The following is a 16,652-nucleotide window of genomic DNA, read 5'->3' as shown; positions in this document are numbered from 1 at the left end:
GCTCAGGCGCGCACGGCGCGAGCGGTGGTGCCGAGCGCAGCATGGACCGTGCGCACGATGCCCGCCGTATCGAGACCGGCATCGGCGATCATCTTTTCGGGCTTGGCCTGATCGGTATAGGCGTCCGTCAGCACCAGCGCGCGGACCTTGAGGCCGTGATCGAGCAGGCCGGCGCCTGAGAGATAGTGCAGGACCTGCGAACCGAAGCCGCCGACCGAACCCTCCTCGACCGTGACCAGAACCTCGTGCTCGGCAGCGAGGCGCGCGATCAGCTCTTCGTCCAGAGGCTTGGCGAAGCGGGCGTCGGCGACCGTGGTGGAAAGGCCGGCGGCCGCCAGTTCCTCGGCGGCCAGCATGCAATCGGCGAGCCGCGTGCCGAAGGAGAGGAGTGCGATCTTGCTGCCCTCGCGCAGCACACGGCCCTTGCCGATGGGCAGCACTTCGCCGCGCTCGGGCATATCGACGCCGACACCATTGCCGCGCGGATAGCGGAAGGAGATCGGGCCCGCATCATATTCGGCCGCCGTGCGAACCATATGGCGCAGCTCCGCCTCGTCGGCGGCGGCCATCACGACCATGCCCGGCAGGCAGGTGAGATAGGCGGTGTCGAAGGCACCGCAGTGGGTCGGGCCATCGGCGCCGACATAGCCGGCGCGATCGATGGCGAAGCGCACGGGCAGGCCCTGGATCGCGACATCGTGGACGAGCTGGTCATAGCCACGCTGGAGGAAGGTCGAATAGATCGCGCAAAAGGGTTTCAGGCCTTCGGTGGCGAGGCCAGCGGCGAAGGTCACCGCATGCTGTTCGGCGATGCCGACATCGAAGGTGCGCTCGGGGAACGCCTTGCCGAAGATGTCCAAACCCGTTCCGGACGGCATGGCGGCGGTGATCGCCACGATGCGGTCGTCGTGCTCGGCCTCCTGCACCAGGCTTTCGGCGAAGACCTTGGTGTAGCTGGGTGCATTGGCGGGTGCGGAAGCCTGGGTGCCGGTTATGACGTCGAACTTGTTGACGCCGTGATACTTGTCGGCGGCGGCTTCGGCCGGCGCATAGCCCTTGCCCTTCTGCGTCACCACATGGATCAGCACCGGGCCTTCGCTGTTGTCGCGCACGTTCTTGAGCACGGGCAGAAGATGCTCGAGATTGTGGCCGTCGATCGGGCCGACATAATAAAAGCCGAGTTCCTCGAAGAGCGTGCCGCCCGTCCAGAACCCGCGCGCGAATTCTTCGGCGCGGCGGCCCTTCTCCTGCAGAAACTTCGGAAGCTTGCGGGCGAGCTGCTTGGCGTTCTCGCGGAGCGAACGATAGGTCTTGCCCGAAACGAGACGCGCCAGATAGGCGCTCATCGCGCCCGTGGGCGGGGCGATGGACATGTCGTTGTCGTTGAGGATGACGACGAGCCGCGCATCGATGGCGCCCGCATTATTCATCGCCTCGAAGGCCATGCCGGCGGACATCGCACCATCGCCGATCACGGCGATGACGTTGTTCTTCGCGCCCTTGAGGTCGCGCGCCACGGCCATGCCGAGGCCAGCCGAGATGGACGTCGAGGAATGTGCGGCGCCGAACGGGTCGTATGGGCTCTCGGCACGCTTGGTGAAGCCGGACAGGCCGCCTTCCTGACGCAGCGTGCGGATGCGGTCGCGGCGGCCGGTCAGGATCTTGTGCGGGTAGGCCTGGTGACCGACATCCCAGATCAGGCGGTCGTCGGGCGTGTCGAAGACGTAATGGAGCGCAACGGTCAGTTCGACCACGCCGAGCCCCGCACCCAGATGCCCACCTGTCCGCGAAACGGCATCGATCATCTCGGAACGCAGTTCGCTTGCGAGCTGCGGCAGCTTGTCTTCGGGAATGCGCTTGAGGTCTGCGGGAACGTTGACCGTGTCCAGCAGAGGCGTTTGCGGATGATCGCTCAAGGGTCGCGCGGGCTCGTTGGTCGGATAAAAGGATTTAGATCGAGATATGGCGTGATCACTGCAAAGTAAATGCGGCGCAGTGGCGGCGATGAAACACGTCACCGAGAGCTGAACGCGGTTGCTCAGCCCGTCCTCAATGCGCCGGATTGGCTGGGGATTTCTACTCCGGATCGAGAGGTTCGGTGCCGACCGGCCTGCCTTCGCGCGACAGCCTGATCTTCTCGACCTTGTCCTCGGCGCTTTTGAGCAGGCGGTCGCAGTGGGCTTTCAGCGCTTCGCCGCGCTCGTAGATGCGGATGGATTCGTCGAGCGGCACGTCGCCACGCTCGAGATCGTCCACGATGCGCTCCAGAGCCTCGAGCGCCTGCTCGAAGCTCATGGTCTTCACATCCGCATTCTGCTGTTCAGCCGCCACAGACTAACCTTTCATGAGACGGGCCACATGCGCTGCCGCCGAGCGCGCGAGCCCTTCCAGATCATAGCCGCCTTCAAGCAGGCTGACGAGCCGGTCGCCCGAATGGCGCGCGGCAATGTCGAGCAGCTTGCCGGTGGCCCAGTCGAAATCGTCCTCGACGAATTCGAGCCCGCCGAGCGGGTCGCGGTAATGCGCGTCGAAGCCGGCCGAGACGATCACAAGATCGGGCCGGAAGTTCTCGAGCGCCGGCAGGATGCGAGTGGCGAAGGCGTCGCGAAACGCGCTGCCGCCGTCGCCGGGCGCGAGCGGCGCGTTGACGATGTTGCCTGCTCCTGTTTCGCTGAGCGCGCCGGTGCCGGGATAAAGCGGCATCTGATGGGTCGAGCAGTAAACGACACTCGGATCATCCCAGAAGATGTCCTGCGTGCCGTTGCCGTGGTGCACGTCCCAGTCGATGATGGCGACGCGCTCGGCGCCGTGGACCTTCTGCGCGTGGCGCGCGGCGATGGCGGCGTTGTTGAAGAGGCAGAAGCCCATCGCCGTTTCTTTTTCGGCATGGTGGCCGGGCGGGCGCGAGGCGATGAAGACGTTTTGAGCGCGGGACGCGAAGACGTCGTCCACGCCGGCGCAGGCAGCACCCACACCCAGGATCGCGGCATCCCAGCTGCCGGCGCTGAGCGTCGTATCGCCATCGATGCGGTGAATGCCGCTCGTGGGCACGGCATCGCGGATGGCCTCGACATAGCGGAGCGGGTGCGCGAGCGTCACCTGCTCGACGGTGCCTTCCGGCGCGTGGTGGCGGTCGAGATCGTCGAATGCGTCGTCAGACAGCGCGTCTTCGACCACCCGCACGCGGTCGGGCCGCTCGGGGTGGCCGGGCGGGTTGACGTGGTCCCGATAGGACGAGTGCGTGTAGAGGCGCGTCACCATGAGCGGCTCATATAGACGGCATGGATGCTGCGACCAGCATCAGGCGGACGCCTTACGACGCAACAGTGCGGGCGATGCGGATGCCGAAGCCTTCGAGGCCGACATAATGACGCTCACGGGTGGCGATGAGTTCGATGGACGAAATGCCGAGATCCTTGAGGATCTGCGCGCCCAGGCCGATCTCGCGCCATTCGTTTTCGCGGTTGCGCGCCTCGGCATGCGCCTCGCTCCGGTTGCGCGCGGTGTCGGACGCACCGACGCCGACCGAGCCTTCGCGCAGGTAGATGACCACGCCGCGCTTCTTCTCGCCCATGCGTGCGAGCACGCCTTCGAGCGAAGATGTCGCGCCGAACACATCCTGCACCACGTTTTCGAGATGGAGCCGCACCGGTACCTCTTCGCCGTCTCGAATGTCGCCGAAGACGATCGCGAGATGCTGCATCGGGTCCCAGGGCAGCGTGTAGGCGTGCGCCTTGGCACGGCCGGCGGGCGTCTCGACATCGAAGGTGGCAACGCGCTCGACCAGCGTTTCCTGACGCTGGCGCCATGCGATGAGGTCGGCGACGGAAACCTGCTTGAGGCCGTGCTTCTGGGCGAAATCGGCCACCTGCGGCCCACGTGTGACGGTGCCGTCATCGTTGACCAGTTCGCAAATCACGCCGATGGGCGGCAGGCCGGCGAGCTTGCAGAGATCGACCGCCGCTTCCGTATGGCCCGAGCGCATCAGCACACCGCCCTCGCGGGCGACCAACGGGAAGATGTGGCCGGGGCGCACGAAATCGGATGCACCGGCATTGGCATTAGCGAGGTTGCGGACCGTCAGCGTGCGGTCGTCGGCCGAGATGCCGGTTGTGGTGCCGTGCTTGAAATCGACGGAAACGGTGAAGGCCGTGGTGTGGGCCGAATCGTTTTCGGCGACCATGGCGGACAGATTCAGGCGCTTGGCTTCGGCGCGCGGCATGGGCGTGCAGACGATGCCGCTGGTGTGGCGCACGATGAAGGCCATCTTTTCGGGCGTGCAGTGGACGGCCGCGACGATCAGGTCGCCCTCGTTCTCGCGCCCGTCATCGTCGGTCACCACCACGATCTCGCCGCGCTCGAAGGCGCGGATGGCTTCTGCGACGCGTTTCTGATCGAAGGACATGAGCGCTGTTCCGTAAGCTTTACGAGCGGCCGGTCTGGCCGCGATGGCGAAGGAAATGGTCGGCAAGCACGCAGGCGAGCATGGCTTCGCCGATGGGCACGGCGCGGATGCCGACGCAAGGGTCGTGGCGGCCCTTGGTCATCACATCGACCTCCTGGCCGTCCTTGTCGACCGACTGGCGCGGTGTGAGAATCGAAGAGGTCGGCTTCACCGCGAAGCGCGCGACGATGGGCTGGCCGGTCGAGATGCCGCCGAGCACGCCGCCGGCCTTGTTGGAGAGGAAACGCGGCGTGCCTTCGTTGCCGGCGCGCATTTCGTCGGCGTTCTCTTCGCCGGTGATCCGCGCGGCTTCGAAGCCCAAACCGATCTCGACGCCTTTCACGGCGTTGATGGACATGAGCGCGCCGGCGATCTCCGCGTCGAGCTTGGCGTAAAGCGGGGCGCCCCAGCCGGCTGGTACGCCGTCTGCCACGACCTCGATCACGGCACCCACGGAAGAGCCGTTTTTGCGGATGCCATCGAGATAGTCGGCGAAGAGGGGAACGGATTGCGGGTCGGGCGTGAAGAACGGGTTATCGGCGTGCTCGGTGAAATCCCAATCCCAGTTCGCGCGGTCGATCTGCTTCGTGCCCATCGAGACGAGTGCGGCGCGGATCGTGACATCAGGGATGACTTTGCGGGCCAGGGCACCGGCGGCCACGCGTGCCGCGGTCTCGCGCGCGGAGGAGCGCCCGCCGCCGCGATGGTCGCGCAATCCGTACTTGGCTTCATAGGCGTAGTCGGCATGACCGGGGCGGTATTGGCGGGCGATCTCGCCATAATCCTTGGAGCGCTGATCGACGTTCTCGATCAGCATGGAAACGGGAGTGCCGGTGGTGACCAGCGTGCCGTCCTCTTCTTCCAGCACACCGGACAGGATCTTCACTTCGTCGGGCTCGCGGCGCTGCGTCACGAAGCGTGACTGGCCAGGGCGGCGGCGGTCGAGATCGTGCTGGATATCCTCGCGGCGGAAGCGGATGCCGGGCGGGCAGCCATCGACCACGCAGCCGAGCGCCGGCCCATGGCTCTCACCCCAGGTGGTGACACGGAACAAATGGCCGAACGTGTTGTGGGACATGGGGCGGGCGAGAACTTCTGACGCGGCGGGCTGAGAGCGTCTAAACCGGCTGTTGCGAGCGGGTCAACAAAAGGCTGTTGCGCCAAGCCGGTGCTTCACGGAACGATTTTCTCAGAACCAGGCGAGCTTGCCGCCTTCCAGGCGCAGGATCTTGTTCTGCGGGGTATCGACCACTGAGGCCTCGTCCGGTGTCAGCATGCCGGACATCACGAACAGCGTGCGGATGATGCCGCCATGGGTGACGCAGATGGTAGGTTCGCGGAAACCGAGGATGGCTGGGCGCACGCGTTCGAGCAGGAGCGCATAGCTTTCGGCCCCCTCGCCCGGCGGCACGAAGCGCCATTTGTCGGCGGCGCGTTCGGCCGTGATGCCGGGATCACGCTTTTCGAGGTCTTCGTAGCTGAAGCCCTGCCAGTCGCCGAAGGAAAGTTCCACCAGACGCTGGTCGGTGCGGTAGGCGTGCGGGTCGAGGTCCATGGCCGCGCGCAGGCGCTCCATGGTTTCGCGCGTGCGGCGCATGGGGCTTGCGACGAAATCGAAACCTTCGGCCGAGCCGATCAGCGATTTGAGCTCACGGCCGTTGCGATCGGCTTGGCTTCGGCCAACCGGCGAAATGTCGATATCAGACTGACCCTGAAGGCGGCCTTCGGCATTCCAGGCGGTTTCGCCATGGCGCACGAAATAGATGAGCGGGAGGCGTCCGATCGCCTCCGCATCACTCAGCGACATGTGTGGATCAGTCCTTGACGGTGGAGATGTCGGGCGCGTCCACAGCCTTCATGCCGACCACGTGGTAGCCCGAATCGACATGGTGCACCTCGCCCGTGACACCGCGCGACAGGTCGGACAGGAAATAGAGTGCGGAATCGCCGACCTCTTCCGGTGTCACGGTGCGCTTGAGCGGCGAATTGTACTCGTTCCACTTGAGGATGTAGCGGAAGTCGCCGATGCCGCTTGCGGCCAGCGTCTTGATGGGGCCTGCCGAGATCGCGTTGACGCGGATGCGGCTGCCGCCGAGATCAACCGCGAGATAGCGCACGGAAGCCTCGAGCGCGGCCTTGGCGACACCCATGACATTGTAGTGCGGCATCACCTTCTCGGCGCCGTAGTAAGTGAGCGTCAAAAGCGAGCCGCCATCGGTCATCAGCGGCTCGGCGCGCTTGGCGATGGTGGTGAAGGAATAGACCGAGATATCCATCGTGCGCAGGAAGTTGTCGCGCGTGGTGTCGAGGTAGCGGCCGTCAAGCTCGTCCTTGTCGGAAAAGGCGATGGCATGGACGAGGAAGTCGAGCTTGCCCCACTTCTCCTTGACGCCGTCGAACACGGCGTCGAGGCTTGCCGGATCGGTGACGTCGCAATAGCCGGCGAGATGCGCGCCGAGCTCGTTGGCGAGCGGTTCGACGCGCTTCTTGAAGGCTTCGCCCTGATAAGTCAGCGCGATCTCGGCACCGTGGTCGCGCGCGGCCTTGGCGATGCCGTAGGCGATCGAGCGATTATTGGCGACGCCCAGGATCAAGCCCTTCTTGCCTGCCATCAGCCCTGTGCCGGTCGCTTCGCCCGCTGCCATGCGCTTCCATCCCTAAACTTTGATATACTCTTTACGGCCCTATCGCATAGGCCCCCAAGAGCTTCAAGCTTTGGAGATGCTTACGCCGTGGTTCTCAAGAACTGTTCCAGCGCAGCATCACCGCCTTCGGGCAGCATGATGCGCAGATGCGCGTAGAGATCGGCATGGCCGCCCGTCTTCACGGGCAGACCCTTGCCCTTGAGGCGCAGGACCTTGTCGGAGCTGGACCATGCGGGCACCGAAACGGCGAGACGACCGGTGGGCGTCTCGACCGAAACCTTGCCGCCCAACACGGCATCCTTGAGCGGCACCGGCACATCCACATGCACGTCGCGGCCTTCGAGGCGGAAGCGCGGATGGGGACGAATGCGCAGCTGGATCATGGCATCACCCGCGCCGCCGGGGCCCTCCTCGCCCTGCCCCTTCAGGCGGATGGTCTGGCCGTCCTCGACGAAGGCGGGAAGCTTGACGGCCAACTGCTTGCCGTTCGGGAACAGCGCGTTGACGCGCGCGGCGGTTGCCACATCTTCGACCGAGATGTCGAGTGCGGCGGACAAGTCCGCGCCCTTGGCGGGCGGGCGGCGCATGCCGGCACCGGCCTGACGGCCGCCACCGAAGGCCTGGCCGAAAATGTCGGAAAAGATGTCCGCGTCAAAATCGGCCGCACCCGCGCCCGCGCCGGGACGGTTCGAAGAGAACTCCCAGCGCATGCCGCCGGGACCATCGCCCGCGCCACCACCGCGCTGGCGGAAGCCCGCGAACGGGTCGCCATCGGCGCCGTTGAAGCCCTGGAAGCGCGGCTTCCCCTCGGCGTCGATCTCGCCGCGGTCATAGGCCTTGCGCTTGTCGTCCTCGCCCAGGATCTCATAGGCCTGGTTGACGGCGGAGAAGCGGTCCTTGGCCTTGGGATCGTCGGGGTTCTGGTCCGGATGGTATTTCTTGGCCAGCTTGCGGAAGGCCGATTTGATGTCTTTGGCCGAGGCGTCCTTGTTGACGCCCAGCACCTGGTACGGGTCGCTCATGGGTTCATTTGCCTCGGAACGGTGTGGTCCCGTTCTATATGCGACCTCGGAAAGGCGAGTTCCAGATGGGGACTCGCGAAATCCTCAACTCTTACAACGGCTTGAAGTTCTGCAGCCGCCAATCGCCCGACTGCTGCTTGCAGGCTTCGCCCTGATAAAGGGCAACCCCGTCATAGCTTTCGCGCGACGTGGTGAAGCGGCGGCAGAGTTGGTCGCCGTTCTGGTGCTCGGCCATGGCCGTGATGGCCCCGCGCGAGCCGGTCTCGGAATTCGCCCAGGCCAGCTCCTGCGTGCCCTGCGTCTGGACATCGGCAGCCGACACGGCATTGCGGATGGTCGCCTCGTCGGAAATGCGCTCGGGCTCGGACGCCTTCGCGTCTGGCTTCACCTCGCTCGTGTAGAGCGTGCGATCGACTTCCGCCGTTTTCAGATCGGCACCTTTCGACGCGCAGCCCGTTAAGGCGGCAACGGCCACGAAGCACCCCGAAAGAAGCATCAGACGGGGCGTGGCAATCCGGTTGCGGCTGAGCGGCGCTTGCGCGAGGTCGGTCAATCGGCGATGTCCCATTGGCTTTCCCATATACGAGTAAAACTATGAGCGCAGCAACCTTAACCGAAAGTGACTTCACGAAGCGTGATGAGCCGTTTTCGCTGTTTCGTGAATGGCTGGAGGACGCCAAGGCAAGCGAGATCAACGACCCGCATGCGGTGGCGCTGGCGAGCGTCGATGCGGACGGGCTGCCGGATGTGCGCATGGTGCTGATGAACGGCTTCGACGAGCGCGGCTTCACGATTTTCACGAACTTCGAAAGCGCCAAGGGCCGCGAGATCCTTGCCTCGATGAAGGCTGCGATGTGCTTTCACTGGAAATCGCTGCGCCGCTCGGTGCGCGTGCGGGGCCATGTGGAGGTGGTATCGGACGACGAGGCGGATGCCTATTTCGCGACACGGCCGCGCGGCAGCCAGATCGGGGCATGGGCTTCGAAGCAATCGCGGGCGTTGGGATCGCGCGAGGAGCTGGAAGAGGCGGTGGTCGCGCAGACAGAGCGGTTCGGAGAGGACACTGTGCCGCGGCCAACCTATTGGTCGGGATTTCGGCTGGTGCCGGAGACAATCGAGTTCTGGCACGACCGGCCGTTTCGGTTGCATGACCGGGTGGTGTTCAAGAAGGATGGCGACCGGTGGGCGACGGAGCGGCTTTATCCGTGAGAGCTTTCGCTCGAAGCGGCGGAAGCTTTGCCGGTGGAGAGGTCACCCCTTCCGCGCCATGAACGCCTGAAAGGCCTGCCGCGCCTCATCAGACCGAAGCCGCTCGGCGAACAACCGCCCTTCCTCTTTGATCCGCCCAGTCACCGCATCGCGTGACGGTCTCAGCAGCGCGCGCGAGATTCGCAGTGCTTCGCGCGGCTTGGCGGCGAGACGGGTGGCGGCGTCAAGGACTGCAGCTTCCAGCGCATCTTCTTCCACGACCTTCGCGATCAGACCCGAAGCCATAGCTTCATCTGCCGTCATCCCCTTACCCATGCACAAAAGCGCAAAGGCGCGCTGGTGGCCGATAAGGTTCGGCACGAGCAGGCTCGATGCGGCTTCAGGCACGAGGCCCAGATCGACGAAGGGCGTGCGCAAGACGGTGCGCGCGGTGGCGAAGGTCAGGTCGCAATGGAGGTTGAGCGTGGTGCCGATGCCGACCGCGATGCCGTCGACGCCGGACAGAACCGGCTTGTCGGTCGAGGCCAGTGCTTCGAGAAAGGCCCAGACCTCGCGGCCGACCTCGCCGCCAGTGGCGACAGCCAGAAAATCCGCGAGATCGTTGCCAGCCGAAAACGCGCCGGGCACGCCGAAAAAGACGTGAACGCGCGTTGCGTCGTCCGCCTCGCCGTCGCGCAGGGCCTGCGCCATGGCGTCATACATCGCGCGGGTGATGGCGTTCTTCTTGTCGGGGCGGTTCATCCGGATCGTCTGGATGCCGTTCGCGCGGGTGATTTCGATGTGCTCGCTCATTGTCGTGCTCACGAAGCCAGAAGAAGGTCGGCCGCGCGGGCGAGGCTTTCCGCGCCGCCGATGACTTCGTCTTTCAAGGCCGTGGCTTGGCCGATCAGGTTTTCCGCGAAGAAGCGGCAAAGGGCCGTTCTGGATTCGCCTTCATCCGCCAGCGCGCCCTTGGCGAGAAGCACGCCGCCAGTGGCGAGGCCGAACAGACGAAGATAGGGCGTGGCGCCGGCGAGTGCCGAGTCGGGTTCGGCAGATTGCAGAAAGCGCGTCGCTTCGGTCAAAGCGTCCAGCGCGGCACCGAGCTTCTCCGCCGTGGCGCCGAAGCCTGGGCGGTTGGAGGTGCGGACGGCCTCCACGACTTCGCGCAAATCGGCGATGAAGCCGTGCACGTGCTCGCCCTGTCCGAGCGGCAGCTTGCGCGCGACCAGGTCGATGGCCTGGATGCCGTTGGTGCCTTCATAGATCGGCGCGATGCGCGCATCGCGGTAAAAGCGCGCGGCACCCGTTTCCTCGATGAAGCCCATGCCGCCATGGACGCCCAGGCCCAGCGAGGAAACCTCGACGCCGATATCGGTGGAGAAGGCCTTGGCAACGGGGGTCAGCAGTGCGCCGCGCTCTGCCCAGAAAGGTTTGTTCTCTGTGCCTTCGGCTTCCGCGAGGGCCTGCGCACAGAGGTAGCAGATCGCGCGGGAAGCAGCGGTCAGCGCCTTCATGGTGAGAAGCGTGCGCTGGATATCGGGGTGGTGGAGGATCGGCGCCATGCCGCTGCCCTCGTGCCGTGCGGAACGGCCCTGGCGACGCTCGCCGGCATAGGCCAGCGCCTTCTGCGTGGCGGCCTCCGCCAGCGCCACGCCCTGAATGCCGACAGCCAAACGGGCATTGTTCATCATCGTGAACATGGCATTCAGTCCGCGATTGGCTTCACCGACCAGCCAGCCGACCGCGCCCTCGCCCTTGTCGCCATAGACCATGGTGCAGGTGGGTGAAGCATGGATGCCGAGCTTGTGCTCGATGCCGGCACAAACGAGATCGTTTCGGCTCCCGAGTGAGCCGTCCTCATTCACCAGAATCTTGGGCACCAGGAAAAGCGAGATGCCTTTCGTGCCCGCCGGCGCGCCTTCGATGCGGGCGAGGACGAGGTGAATGATGTTGTCCGTCAGGTCGTGCTCGCCGAAGGTGATGAAGATCTTCTGGCCGAAGATGCGATAGGTGCCATCACCTCGATCCACCGCGCGGGTCGTCAGGGCACCCACATCGGAACCGGCCTGCGGCTCGGTCAGGTTCATGGTGCCGGTCCACTCACCGGAAATGAGTTTGGGGAGATAGCGGTCCTGCAGTTCGGGCGACGCATGGTGCGCGAGCGCTTCCACCGCGCCGCTGGTCAGCATCGGGCAAAGGCCGAAGCTCATGGAGGCGCTGTTCCACATTTCGTGAACGGCCATGGCGACGGTGACGGGCAATCCCTGCCCGCCCCATTGGTCGGGCGCCATCACCCCCGCCCAGCCGCCTTCGCGCCAATGCGCGTAAAGCTCCTTCCAGCCATCGGGCATGGTGACCGTGCCGCTTTGGAGCTTGAGACCCTGGCGGTCACCGGATTCGGCGAGCGGGGCCATTTCGTTGGAGGCGAAGCGGGCGGCTTCCTCGAGCACGGCGTTGAGAAGGTCGGGGTCGAGGGCCTCATCGCCGGCGCAGGCGACGTGGCGCAGGGTGAAGACCATTTCCTCGACGGGTGCCCGGTACATGGGTGCTCCTCCGGATTGGTGGCGCCGGTTCGGCGTTCCTTGGGACGGCATCCTCGCGGTACGGGTTCCCGGGTCAAGCCTGAGAATGAAGAATGGGGAAGAAAGGAGTTGTCGTCAGACGTGACCGCCTTCTCAATGCGTCAGCCAGCCATTTCCCGTTCCACCGCTCGCCATCCGATATCCCGCCGGCAGAACCCTTCAGGCCAGTCGATCCGATCGACAGCCGCATAGGCGTTAGCCTTCGCCTCAGTCACGCTCGTCCCCGTCGCCGTGACCCCGAGCACACGGCCACCGGTTGCGACCAGCGTTCCATCGCGCAACGCTGTGCCGGCGTGGAACACCGTGGCGCCGGTTGCCTCGGCCGCTTCGACACCGTCGATGGCGGTGCCCTTCTTCGGCTCGCCCGGATATCCCTCAGCCGCCATCACGACCACCAGTGCCGCATCGTCCTTCCACTTCGGCTCGGCTTCTCCAAGATCGCCGCGCGCCGATGCCAGCAGCAGCGGCAGGAGGTCGTCGTCCAGCCGCATCATCAGTGTCTGGCATTCGGGATCGCCGAAGCGGACATTGTATTCGATCAGTTCCGGCCCCTTGGCCGTGATCATCAGGCCAGCGAACAGCACGCCCGAGAACGGCGCGCCGATCTCCCTCATGCCGGCCATTGTCGGCTCGATGATCTCGCGCATGGCGCGCTCAAGCGTCGCGGCATCCATGACGGGGGCCGGCGAATAGGCCCCCATGCCGCCGGTGTTGGGGCCGGTGTCGCCCTCGCCCACGCGCTTATGGTCCTGCGCCGTGCCGAAGGGCATCGCGCGCGTGCCATCGCACAGGCAGAAGAGGCTAGCTTCCTCGCCTTCGAGGAAATCCTCGATCACCACTTCCGCACCCGGCTCGCGCAAGCAATCGCGCAGCGCGGCTTGGGCCTCTTCGACCGTCGTCGCGACCGTCACACCCTTGCCGGCGGCCAACCCGTCCGCCTTGATGACGATCGGCACACCACGCTCGCGCAGGTAGCTCAGCGCGGCATCGAGCTGGGAGAATCGTTCATAGGCTGCGGTCGGGATATCGAAGCGCGAGCAGAAATCCTTGGTGAAGCCCTTGGAGCCTTCGAGACGGGCAGCACTGGCGGATGGTCCGAACACGGCGATGCCCTTCTCGCGCAGGCCGTTCGCCAGACCGGCCACCAGTGGCGCTTCAGGGCCGACGACGACCAGTTCGACGCTGTTTTCCTTGCAGAAGGCGGCGACCGCTGCGTGGTCGGTTACATCCAGCGCCACGCATTCGGCCTGTTGCGCGATGCCCGGATTGCCAGGTGCCGCGAAGAGCTTCGAGAGCCGCGGCGATTGCGCGAGCTTCCACGCCAGCGCATGCTCGCGCCCACCCGAGCCGATCAACAAAACATTCATGCCGCATTCCCGCTTCTGTCGCGCCCTGCGCGGTAGGCGACCGGCGCGCGCTGGTCAATCGCCGTAATGGAAGCGGCAGGCCGCGATTTCGATAGCCTGATCCGCGCCATTGCCTGTCACGCGGTAAACCAGCCGGTGCTCGCGATCGATGCGACGCGACCACCAGTCGCTCAGGCCCTTCTTCAGCGGCTCGGGCTTGCCGATGCCGCTGAAGGGATGCCGCATTGCATCCTTGACGAGCTCGTTGATGCGATCCCGCATCTTGCCGTCGGTCTGCTGCCAGTGAAGATAGTCGTCCCAGGCATGCGACGAGTAGACGATCCTCATTCCTCAGTCAGTGCACGCTCGAAGCCATGGCCGGCATCAAGCTCGGCGATCGATTCACGAAGCGCTCGCGCATTGGCCGGCGTGCTCAGGAGATGAAGCGTCTCGTTGAGGCTTTCCCAGTCGGCGCGGGTCATGATCACCACGTCTTCGTGGTTCTGGCGGGTGACCACGATTTCCGTGCGATCCGCTTCCACCTCATCGAGATAGCGCGCGAGATTGGTGCGCAGGTCGGATGCCGAGACGTGCTTGCTCATTTGCGATCTCCTTAAGCGTACGTATAATCGTACAGCCTGTACGAGGCAACTGTTCCGCTTGACCCTGCTCCCACGCCCTGCCACTGCCAGCATATGAGCGACACCATCCAGTCCACCGCCGCGCAGGGACGCGTGGCGGATGCGCCGAGCGGGCATTGGGTTTACCGGCTGCTGCCGCGGGCGGCATGGCCCTACGCGCAGTTGGCACGTTGGGACCGGCCGATCGGGTGGCAGTTGCTGCTTTGGCCGTGCTGGTGGTCGGCCGCGCTCGCGGCGGTCGCTTATCCGAAGCCGGGCGAGCCGGTGCTCGACCTGTTGCCCAACCTTTGGCATCTCGTGCTGTTTCTGGTTGGTGCCATCGCGATGCGCGGCGCGGGGTGCACCTATAACGACATCGTGGATCGCAAGATCGATGCATCGGTCGAGCGTACACGCTCGCGCCCGCTGCCTTCGGGAAAGGTTTCGACCAAGCGGGCTTGGAGCTGTCTCGTGCTGCAGGCACTGGTGGGGCTCGCGGTGCTGGTGCAGTTCAACCGCTTTGCGATCCTCTTAGGGCTCTCTTCGCTGCTGGTGGTCGCGGCCTACCCCTTCATGAAGCGAATCACGGACTGGCCGCAACTCGTTCTCGGGCTTGCCTTTTCATGGGGCGCGCTGATGGGCTGGGCGGCCCTGCATGGGACGCTCGCGGCGCCCGCCGTGCTGCTTTATGTCGGCGCCATCATGTGGACGATCGGTTATGACACGATCTACGCGCATCAGGACAAGGAAGACGATGCGCTGGTGGGCGTGCGTTCCACGGCGCGGCTCTTCGGCGACGACACGAAGTCGTGGCTCTCGGGCCTCTATGCCGGGATGCTGATCCTGTTCGCATCGAGCTTCGCGATGGTCGGCGCGCCGCTGCCGGCGATGGCGGGCCTGCTGGCCGCCGCGATCCATCTCTTCCGGCAGATCGCGGCCCTCGATATCGACGATCCCGAGCAATGCATGCGCCTGTTCCGCTCGAACAACCAGGTCGGCTGGCTGATCTTTCTCGGCCTCGTCGGCGCAGGGCTGTGGGCGGGGGTGAAGCCGCTGATTTAGGAATGTTCGCCAATCAGCACCGCGCAGGCTGACTGGTGAGCAATCCCTAGTCGGCCGAAATGATCGGCTGGCCCTGCACCACCAGCCGGACGCCGAGCGAACCGACCTTGCGGCGGGCGAGAAAACGTGGGCGACGCGCATGAGTGGCACGGCCCTGGCGTCGGGGCGTCGCGGAGGAGCGGGCGACGGCGCCCAGCGATTCTTCCAGCGTGCGGGCTTCGCCATCGGCTTCGATCAGGAGCATCGGCAGGCGATAGGCATCGGCCCAGCCGCGCCAGTCGGCGGCGACATCGTCGAGATCATGGGCGATCAGGAGCGGCACCGACAGCATCGGGTCGGCGTGGAGAAGCTGCAGCGTCACCGTGACATTGCCAAGATCGTCTTCGACCGCGCTTGCTGCCACGCCGCGGAACGCGTTGGCGGGAAGTGCGACGGTGGCCGGCAGATTGCTCAGCTGAAGCTGGCGGCGGATCGTGGCGCCGCGCTTGTCCAGCGTGAAGGTCACCTCGCCGAAGCGGTCGCGCTGAGTGTAGTGCATCGCCTGCGGCAGGCAGAACGGGTCGAGGCGCATGGTACGCGCCAGAACATTGGGCTGGAGAGCCTGCTTGGTGTTCATGGATATCGCCTTCCTGTTGCTCCTGAGAGCGGCTTTCACCGTCTCCGGACCGGTTTTCCCGATCTCTATGGGATGCACCTTAGAGGCTGTCTTTCCCGACCCGCTTAAGAAAGTCGGTTAAATTTGTTCCATCGCTTCTATGCTTAAGAGCACGTCACTTCTACTGAAACGAAACCTTTAGATTAGGACCTTGGGGCCGCTGCGCGGGCAAGACGGTCGTTGATGGCTTCGCCCAAGCCCGCCATCGGAATGGGGGCCACGGCGATGGTGGATGCCCCCTCCTCATCGAGCCTCTTGAGAAAGGAAAAGAGGTTGCGCGCGGCTTCGCGCAGGTTGCCGCCGGGCGAGAGATCGAGTGCCGCACCGGGCGTGCCTGCGAAGCCGAGCAGGGTTTCGTTGGCGCGGGCTTCGGTCGCATCGAGGCGCATCGCGGCGTTGGGGGCGTAGTGCGAGAGCATCATGCCGGGGGCTTCGATGGCCGCATTCGGCGCGGCGCGCTGGACGGAGACGCCTGTTGCGGCTTCGATCTCCTCCACGGATAGGCCGCCCGGGCGCAGGAGACGGATGGCGCCCTCCTCGACTTTCAGGATCGTGGACTCGACGCCGACCGTGCCGGGACCGCCATCGACTACGAGCGGGATGCGGCCCCGCAGGCCATCGTAAGCCACCTTGGCCGTGGTGGGGCTTAAAGCGCCGGAGGGGTTGGCGCTGGGGGCTGCGAGCGGGCGGCCGAAGCGCTCGATCAGCTCGCGCGCGAAGCCTTGCGGCATGCGCAGGCCGACAGTGGACAGGCCGGCGAGGCAGAGCGGGTGAAGGTTGTTTTCGCGCACCGGCACGACGAGCGTCAGTGGGCCGGGCCAGAACTTTTCTGCGAGTTGGCGCGAAAGCAGGTCGAACACGCCGACGTTTTCGGCCATCGCCATGCTTGAGATATGCGCGATGAGCGGGTTGAAGCGCGGGCGGTTCTTGGCCTCGAAGATACGCGCGAGGGCATCGCCATTGGTGGCATCGGCGGCGAGGCCGTAGACGGTTTCGGTCGGCACCGCGACGGGTTCGCCGCCGGCGAGAACGCGCACTGCCTCGTCCATCGCATCCTCTACGGGAAGGATGCGCGTGGGGAGGCT

The 16,652-nt window shown here is 65.2% G+C and carries 18 protein-coding genes; 2 read left to right on the top strand and 16 right to left on the bottom strand.

The window, feature by feature from the left end; translation table 11 throughout:
- Positions 1–2 precede the first annotated feature (2 nt).
- From dxs to NGM99_RS01830, 9 genes are all read right to left on the bottom strand, one after another.
- Positions 3–1,916: a 1-deoxy-D-xylulose-5-phosphate synthase gene (dxs, locus tag NGM99_RS01870; RefSeq protein WP_252815371.1), complete on the bottom strand. Its 1,914-nt coding sequence runs from the start codon at positions 1,914–1,916 to the stop codon at positions 3–5.
- 160 nt (positions 1,917–2,076) lie between these two features.
- A complete protein-coding gene (locus NGM99_RS01865; protein ID WP_353937360.1) occupies positions 2,077–2,331 on the bottom strand; it encodes an exodeoxyribonuclease VII small subunit in 255 nt (84 codons plus the stop codon).
- A gap of 3 nt (positions 2,332–2,334) precedes the next feature.
- Complete coding sequence (locus tag NGM99_RS01860; RefSeq protein WP_252815369.1) at positions 2,335–3,261, bottom strand: histone deacetylase family protein; 927 nt, start codon at positions 3,259–3,261, stop codon at positions 2,335–2,337.
- Between the two features lie 52 nt (positions 3,262–3,313).
- Positions 3,314–4,405 (bottom strand): 3,4-dihydroxy-2-butanone-4-phosphate synthase, encoded by a 1,092-nt coding sequence (gene ribB / locus NGM99_RS01855; protein ID WP_252815367.1) that lies wholly within the window; start codon positions 4,403–4,405, stop codon positions 3,314–3,316.
- A 19-nt stretch (positions 4,406–4,424) separates the two neighbouring features.
- Positions 4,425–5,522 (bottom strand): chorismate synthase, encoded by a 1,098-nt coding sequence (aroC, locus tag NGM99_RS01850; RefSeq protein ID WP_252815365.1) that lies wholly within the window; start codon positions 5,520–5,522, stop codon positions 4,425–4,427.
- Between the two features lie 111 nt (positions 5,523–5,633).
- On the bottom strand, positions 5,634–6,251 hold the full coding sequence (locus tag NGM99_RS01845; RefSeq protein ID WP_252815363.1) for a histidine phosphatase family protein: 618 nt from the start codon (positions 6,249–6,251) through the stop codon (positions 5,634–5,636).
- Positions 6,252–6,258: 7 nt separating this feature from the next.
- Positions 6,259–7,089, bottom strand: a complete 831-nt coding sequence (fabI, locus tag NGM99_RS01840; RefSeq protein WP_252815361.1) for an enoyl-ACP reductase FabI — start codon at positions 7,087–7,089, stop codon at positions 6,259–6,261.
- An 80-nt stretch (positions 7,090–7,169) separates the two neighbouring features.
- Complete coding sequence (locus tag NGM99_RS01835) at positions 7,170–8,111, bottom strand: DnaJ C-terminal domain-containing protein (protein ID WP_252815359.1); 942 nt, start codon at positions 8,109–8,111, stop codon at positions 7,170–7,172.
- Positions 8,112–8,202: 91 nt separating this feature from the next.
- Positions 8,203–8,679, bottom strand: coding sequence for an RT0821/Lpp0805 family surface protein (locus NGM99_RS01830; RefSeq protein WP_252815357.1), 477 nt, complete (start codon positions 8,677–8,679; stop codon positions 8,203–8,205).
- Positions 8,680–8,705: 26 nt separating this feature from the next.
- On the opposite strand from NGM99_RS01830, the gene pdxH reads away from it, so the two are divergent.
- On the top strand, positions 8,706–9,320 hold the full coding sequence (gene pdxH, locus NGM99_RS01825; protein ID WP_252815355.1) for a pyridoxamine 5'-phosphate oxidase: 615 nt from the start codon (positions 8,706–8,708) through the stop codon (positions 9,318–9,320).
- Positions 9,321–9,362: 42 nt separating this feature from the next.
- Here the strand turns inward: pdxH and NGM99_RS01820 are convergent, their stop codons facing one another.
- The 5 genes from NGM99_RS01820 to NGM99_RS01800 all read right to left on the bottom strand — a co-directional run bounded on the left by NGM99_RS01820 (position 9,363) and on the right by NGM99_RS01800 (position 13,832).
- Positions 9,363–10,112, bottom strand: coding sequence for a crotonase/enoyl-CoA hydratase family protein (locus NGM99_RS01820; RefSeq protein ID WP_252815353.1), 750 nt, complete (start codon positions 10,110–10,112; stop codon positions 9,363–9,365).
- A gap of 8 nt (positions 10,113–10,120) precedes the next feature.
- Entirely contained in the window at positions 10,121–11,845 is a 1,725-nt protein-coding gene (locus NGM99_RS01815) for an acyl-CoA dehydrogenase family protein (RefSeq protein ID WP_252815351.1), read from the bottom strand.
- 140 nt (positions 11,846–11,985) lie between these two features.
- Positions 11,986–13,251, bottom strand: a complete 1,266-nt coding sequence (gene purD, locus NGM99_RS01810) for a phosphoribosylamine--glycine ligase (protein ID WP_252815350.1) — start codon at positions 13,249–13,251, stop codon at positions 11,986–11,988.
- Between the two features lie 54 nt (positions 13,252–13,305).
- Positions 13,306–13,578: a Txe/YoeB family addiction module toxin gene (locus tag NGM99_RS01805; protein ID WP_252815348.1), complete on the bottom strand. Its 273-nt coding sequence runs from the start codon at positions 13,576–13,578 to the stop codon at positions 13,306–13,308.
- Positions 13,575–13,832: a type II toxin-antitoxin system Phd/YefM family antitoxin gene (locus NGM99_RS01800; protein ID WP_252815346.1), complete on the bottom strand. Its 258-nt coding sequence runs from the start codon at positions 13,830–13,832 to the stop codon at positions 13,575–13,577. The genes NGM99_RS01805 and NGM99_RS01800 overlap by 4 nt, the downstream gene beginning before the upstream one ends.
- A gap of 93 nt (positions 13,833–13,925) precedes the next feature.
- Here NGM99_RS01800 and ubiA point away from each other — a divergent pair, with 93 nt between their 5' ends.
- On the top strand, positions 13,926–14,912 hold the full coding sequence (gene ubiA, locus NGM99_RS01795) for a 4-hydroxybenzoate octaprenyltransferase (protein ID WP_252815345.1): 987 nt from the start codon (positions 13,926–13,928) through the stop codon (positions 14,910–14,912).
- A 46-nt stretch (positions 14,913–14,958) separates the two neighbouring features.
- Here ubiA and NGM99_RS01790 read toward each other — a convergent pair whose 3' ends face one another.
- Both NGM99_RS01790 and NGM99_RS01785 read right to left on the bottom strand, forming a co-directional pair.
- Positions 14,959–15,528 carry a DUF6101 family protein gene (locus NGM99_RS01790; RefSeq protein ID WP_252815342.1) on the bottom strand — a complete coding sequence of 190 codons (570 nt, stop codon included), beginning with the start codon at positions 15,526–15,528 and terminating at the stop codon, positions 14,959–14,961.
- A 182-nt stretch (positions 15,529–15,710) separates the two neighbouring features.
- The gene (locus NGM99_RS01785; protein WP_252815340.1) at positions 15,711–16,616 is read right to left on the bottom strand and encodes an L-threonylcarbamoyladenylate synthase; all 906 of its coding nucleotides are present in this window, start codon (positions 16,614–16,616) and stop codon (positions 15,711–15,713) included.
- Positions 16,617–16,652 lie beyond the last annotated feature (36 nt).

It is taken from the genome of Mesorhizobium liriopis (assembly GCF_024053505.1).
Taxonomy (GTDB): Bacteria; Pseudomonadota; Alphaproteobacteria; order Rhizobiales; family Rhizobiaceae; genus Mesorhizobium_B; species Mesorhizobium_B liriopis.
Note: the sequence above shows the minus strand (reverse complement) of the source record. Positions and strands in the feature narration are given on the sequence as shown.

Coding starts and splice junctions, on each gene's coding strand:
- NGM99_RS01860 (WP_252815369.1), bottom strand. CDS start 3,261: ATGGTGACGCGCCTCTACACGCACTCGTCCTATCGGGACCACGTCAAC.
- ribB (WP_252815367.1), bottom strand. CDS start 4,405: ATGTCCTTCGATCAGAAACGCGTCGCAGAAGCCATCCGCGCCTTCGAG.
- aroC (WP_252815365.1), bottom strand. CDS start 5,522: ATGTCCCACAACACGTTCGGCCATTTGTTCCGTGTCACCACCTGGGGT.
- NGM99_RS01845 (WP_252815363.1), bottom strand. CDS start 6,251: ATGTCGCTGAGTGATGCGGAGGCGATCGGACGCCTCCCGCTCATCTAT.
- fabI (WP_252815361.1), bottom strand. CDS start 7,089: ATGGCAGCGGGCGAAGCGACCGGCACAGGGCTGATGGCAGGCAAGAAG.
- NGM99_RS01835 (WP_252815359.1), bottom strand. CDS start 8,111: ATGAGCGACCCGTACCAGGTGCTGGGCGTCAACAAGGACGCCTCGGCC.
- NGM99_RS01830 (WP_252815357.1), bottom strand. CDS start 8,679: ATGGGACATCGCCGATTGACCGACCTCGCGCAAGCGCCGCTCAGCCGC.
- pdxH (WP_252815355.1), top strand. CDS start 8,706: ATGAGCGCAGCAACCTTAACCGAAAGTGACTTCACGAAGCGTGATGAG.
- NGM99_RS01820 (WP_252815353.1), bottom strand. CDS start 10,112: ATGAGCGAGCACATCGAAATCACCCGCGCGAACGGCATCCAGACGATC.
- NGM99_RS01815 (WP_252815351.1), bottom strand. CDS start 11,845: ATGTACCGGGCACCCGTCGAGGAAATGGTCTTCACCCTGCGCCACGTC.
- purD (WP_252815350.1), bottom strand. CDS start 13,251: ATGAATGTTTTGTTGATCGGCTCGGGTGGGCGCGAGCATGCGCTGGCG.
- NGM99_RS01805 (WP_252815348.1), bottom strand. CDS start 13,578: ATGAGGATCGTCTACTCGTCGCATGCCTGGGACGACTATCTTCACTGG.
- NGM99_RS01800 (WP_252815346.1), bottom strand. CDS start 13,832: ATGAGCAAGCACGTCTCGGCATCCGACCTGCGCACCAATCTCGCGCGC.
- ubiA (WP_252815345.1), top strand. CDS start 13,926: ATGAGCGACACCATCCAGTCCACCGCCGCGCAGGGACGCGTGGCGGAT.
- NGM99_RS01790 (WP_252815342.1), bottom strand. CDS start 15,528: ATGAACACCAAGCAGGCTCTCCAGCCCAATGTTCTGGCGCGTACCATG.
- NGM99_RS01785 (WP_252815340.1), bottom strand. CDS start 16,616: ATGGACGAGGCAGTGCGCGTTCTCGCCGGCGGCGAACCCGTCGCGGTG.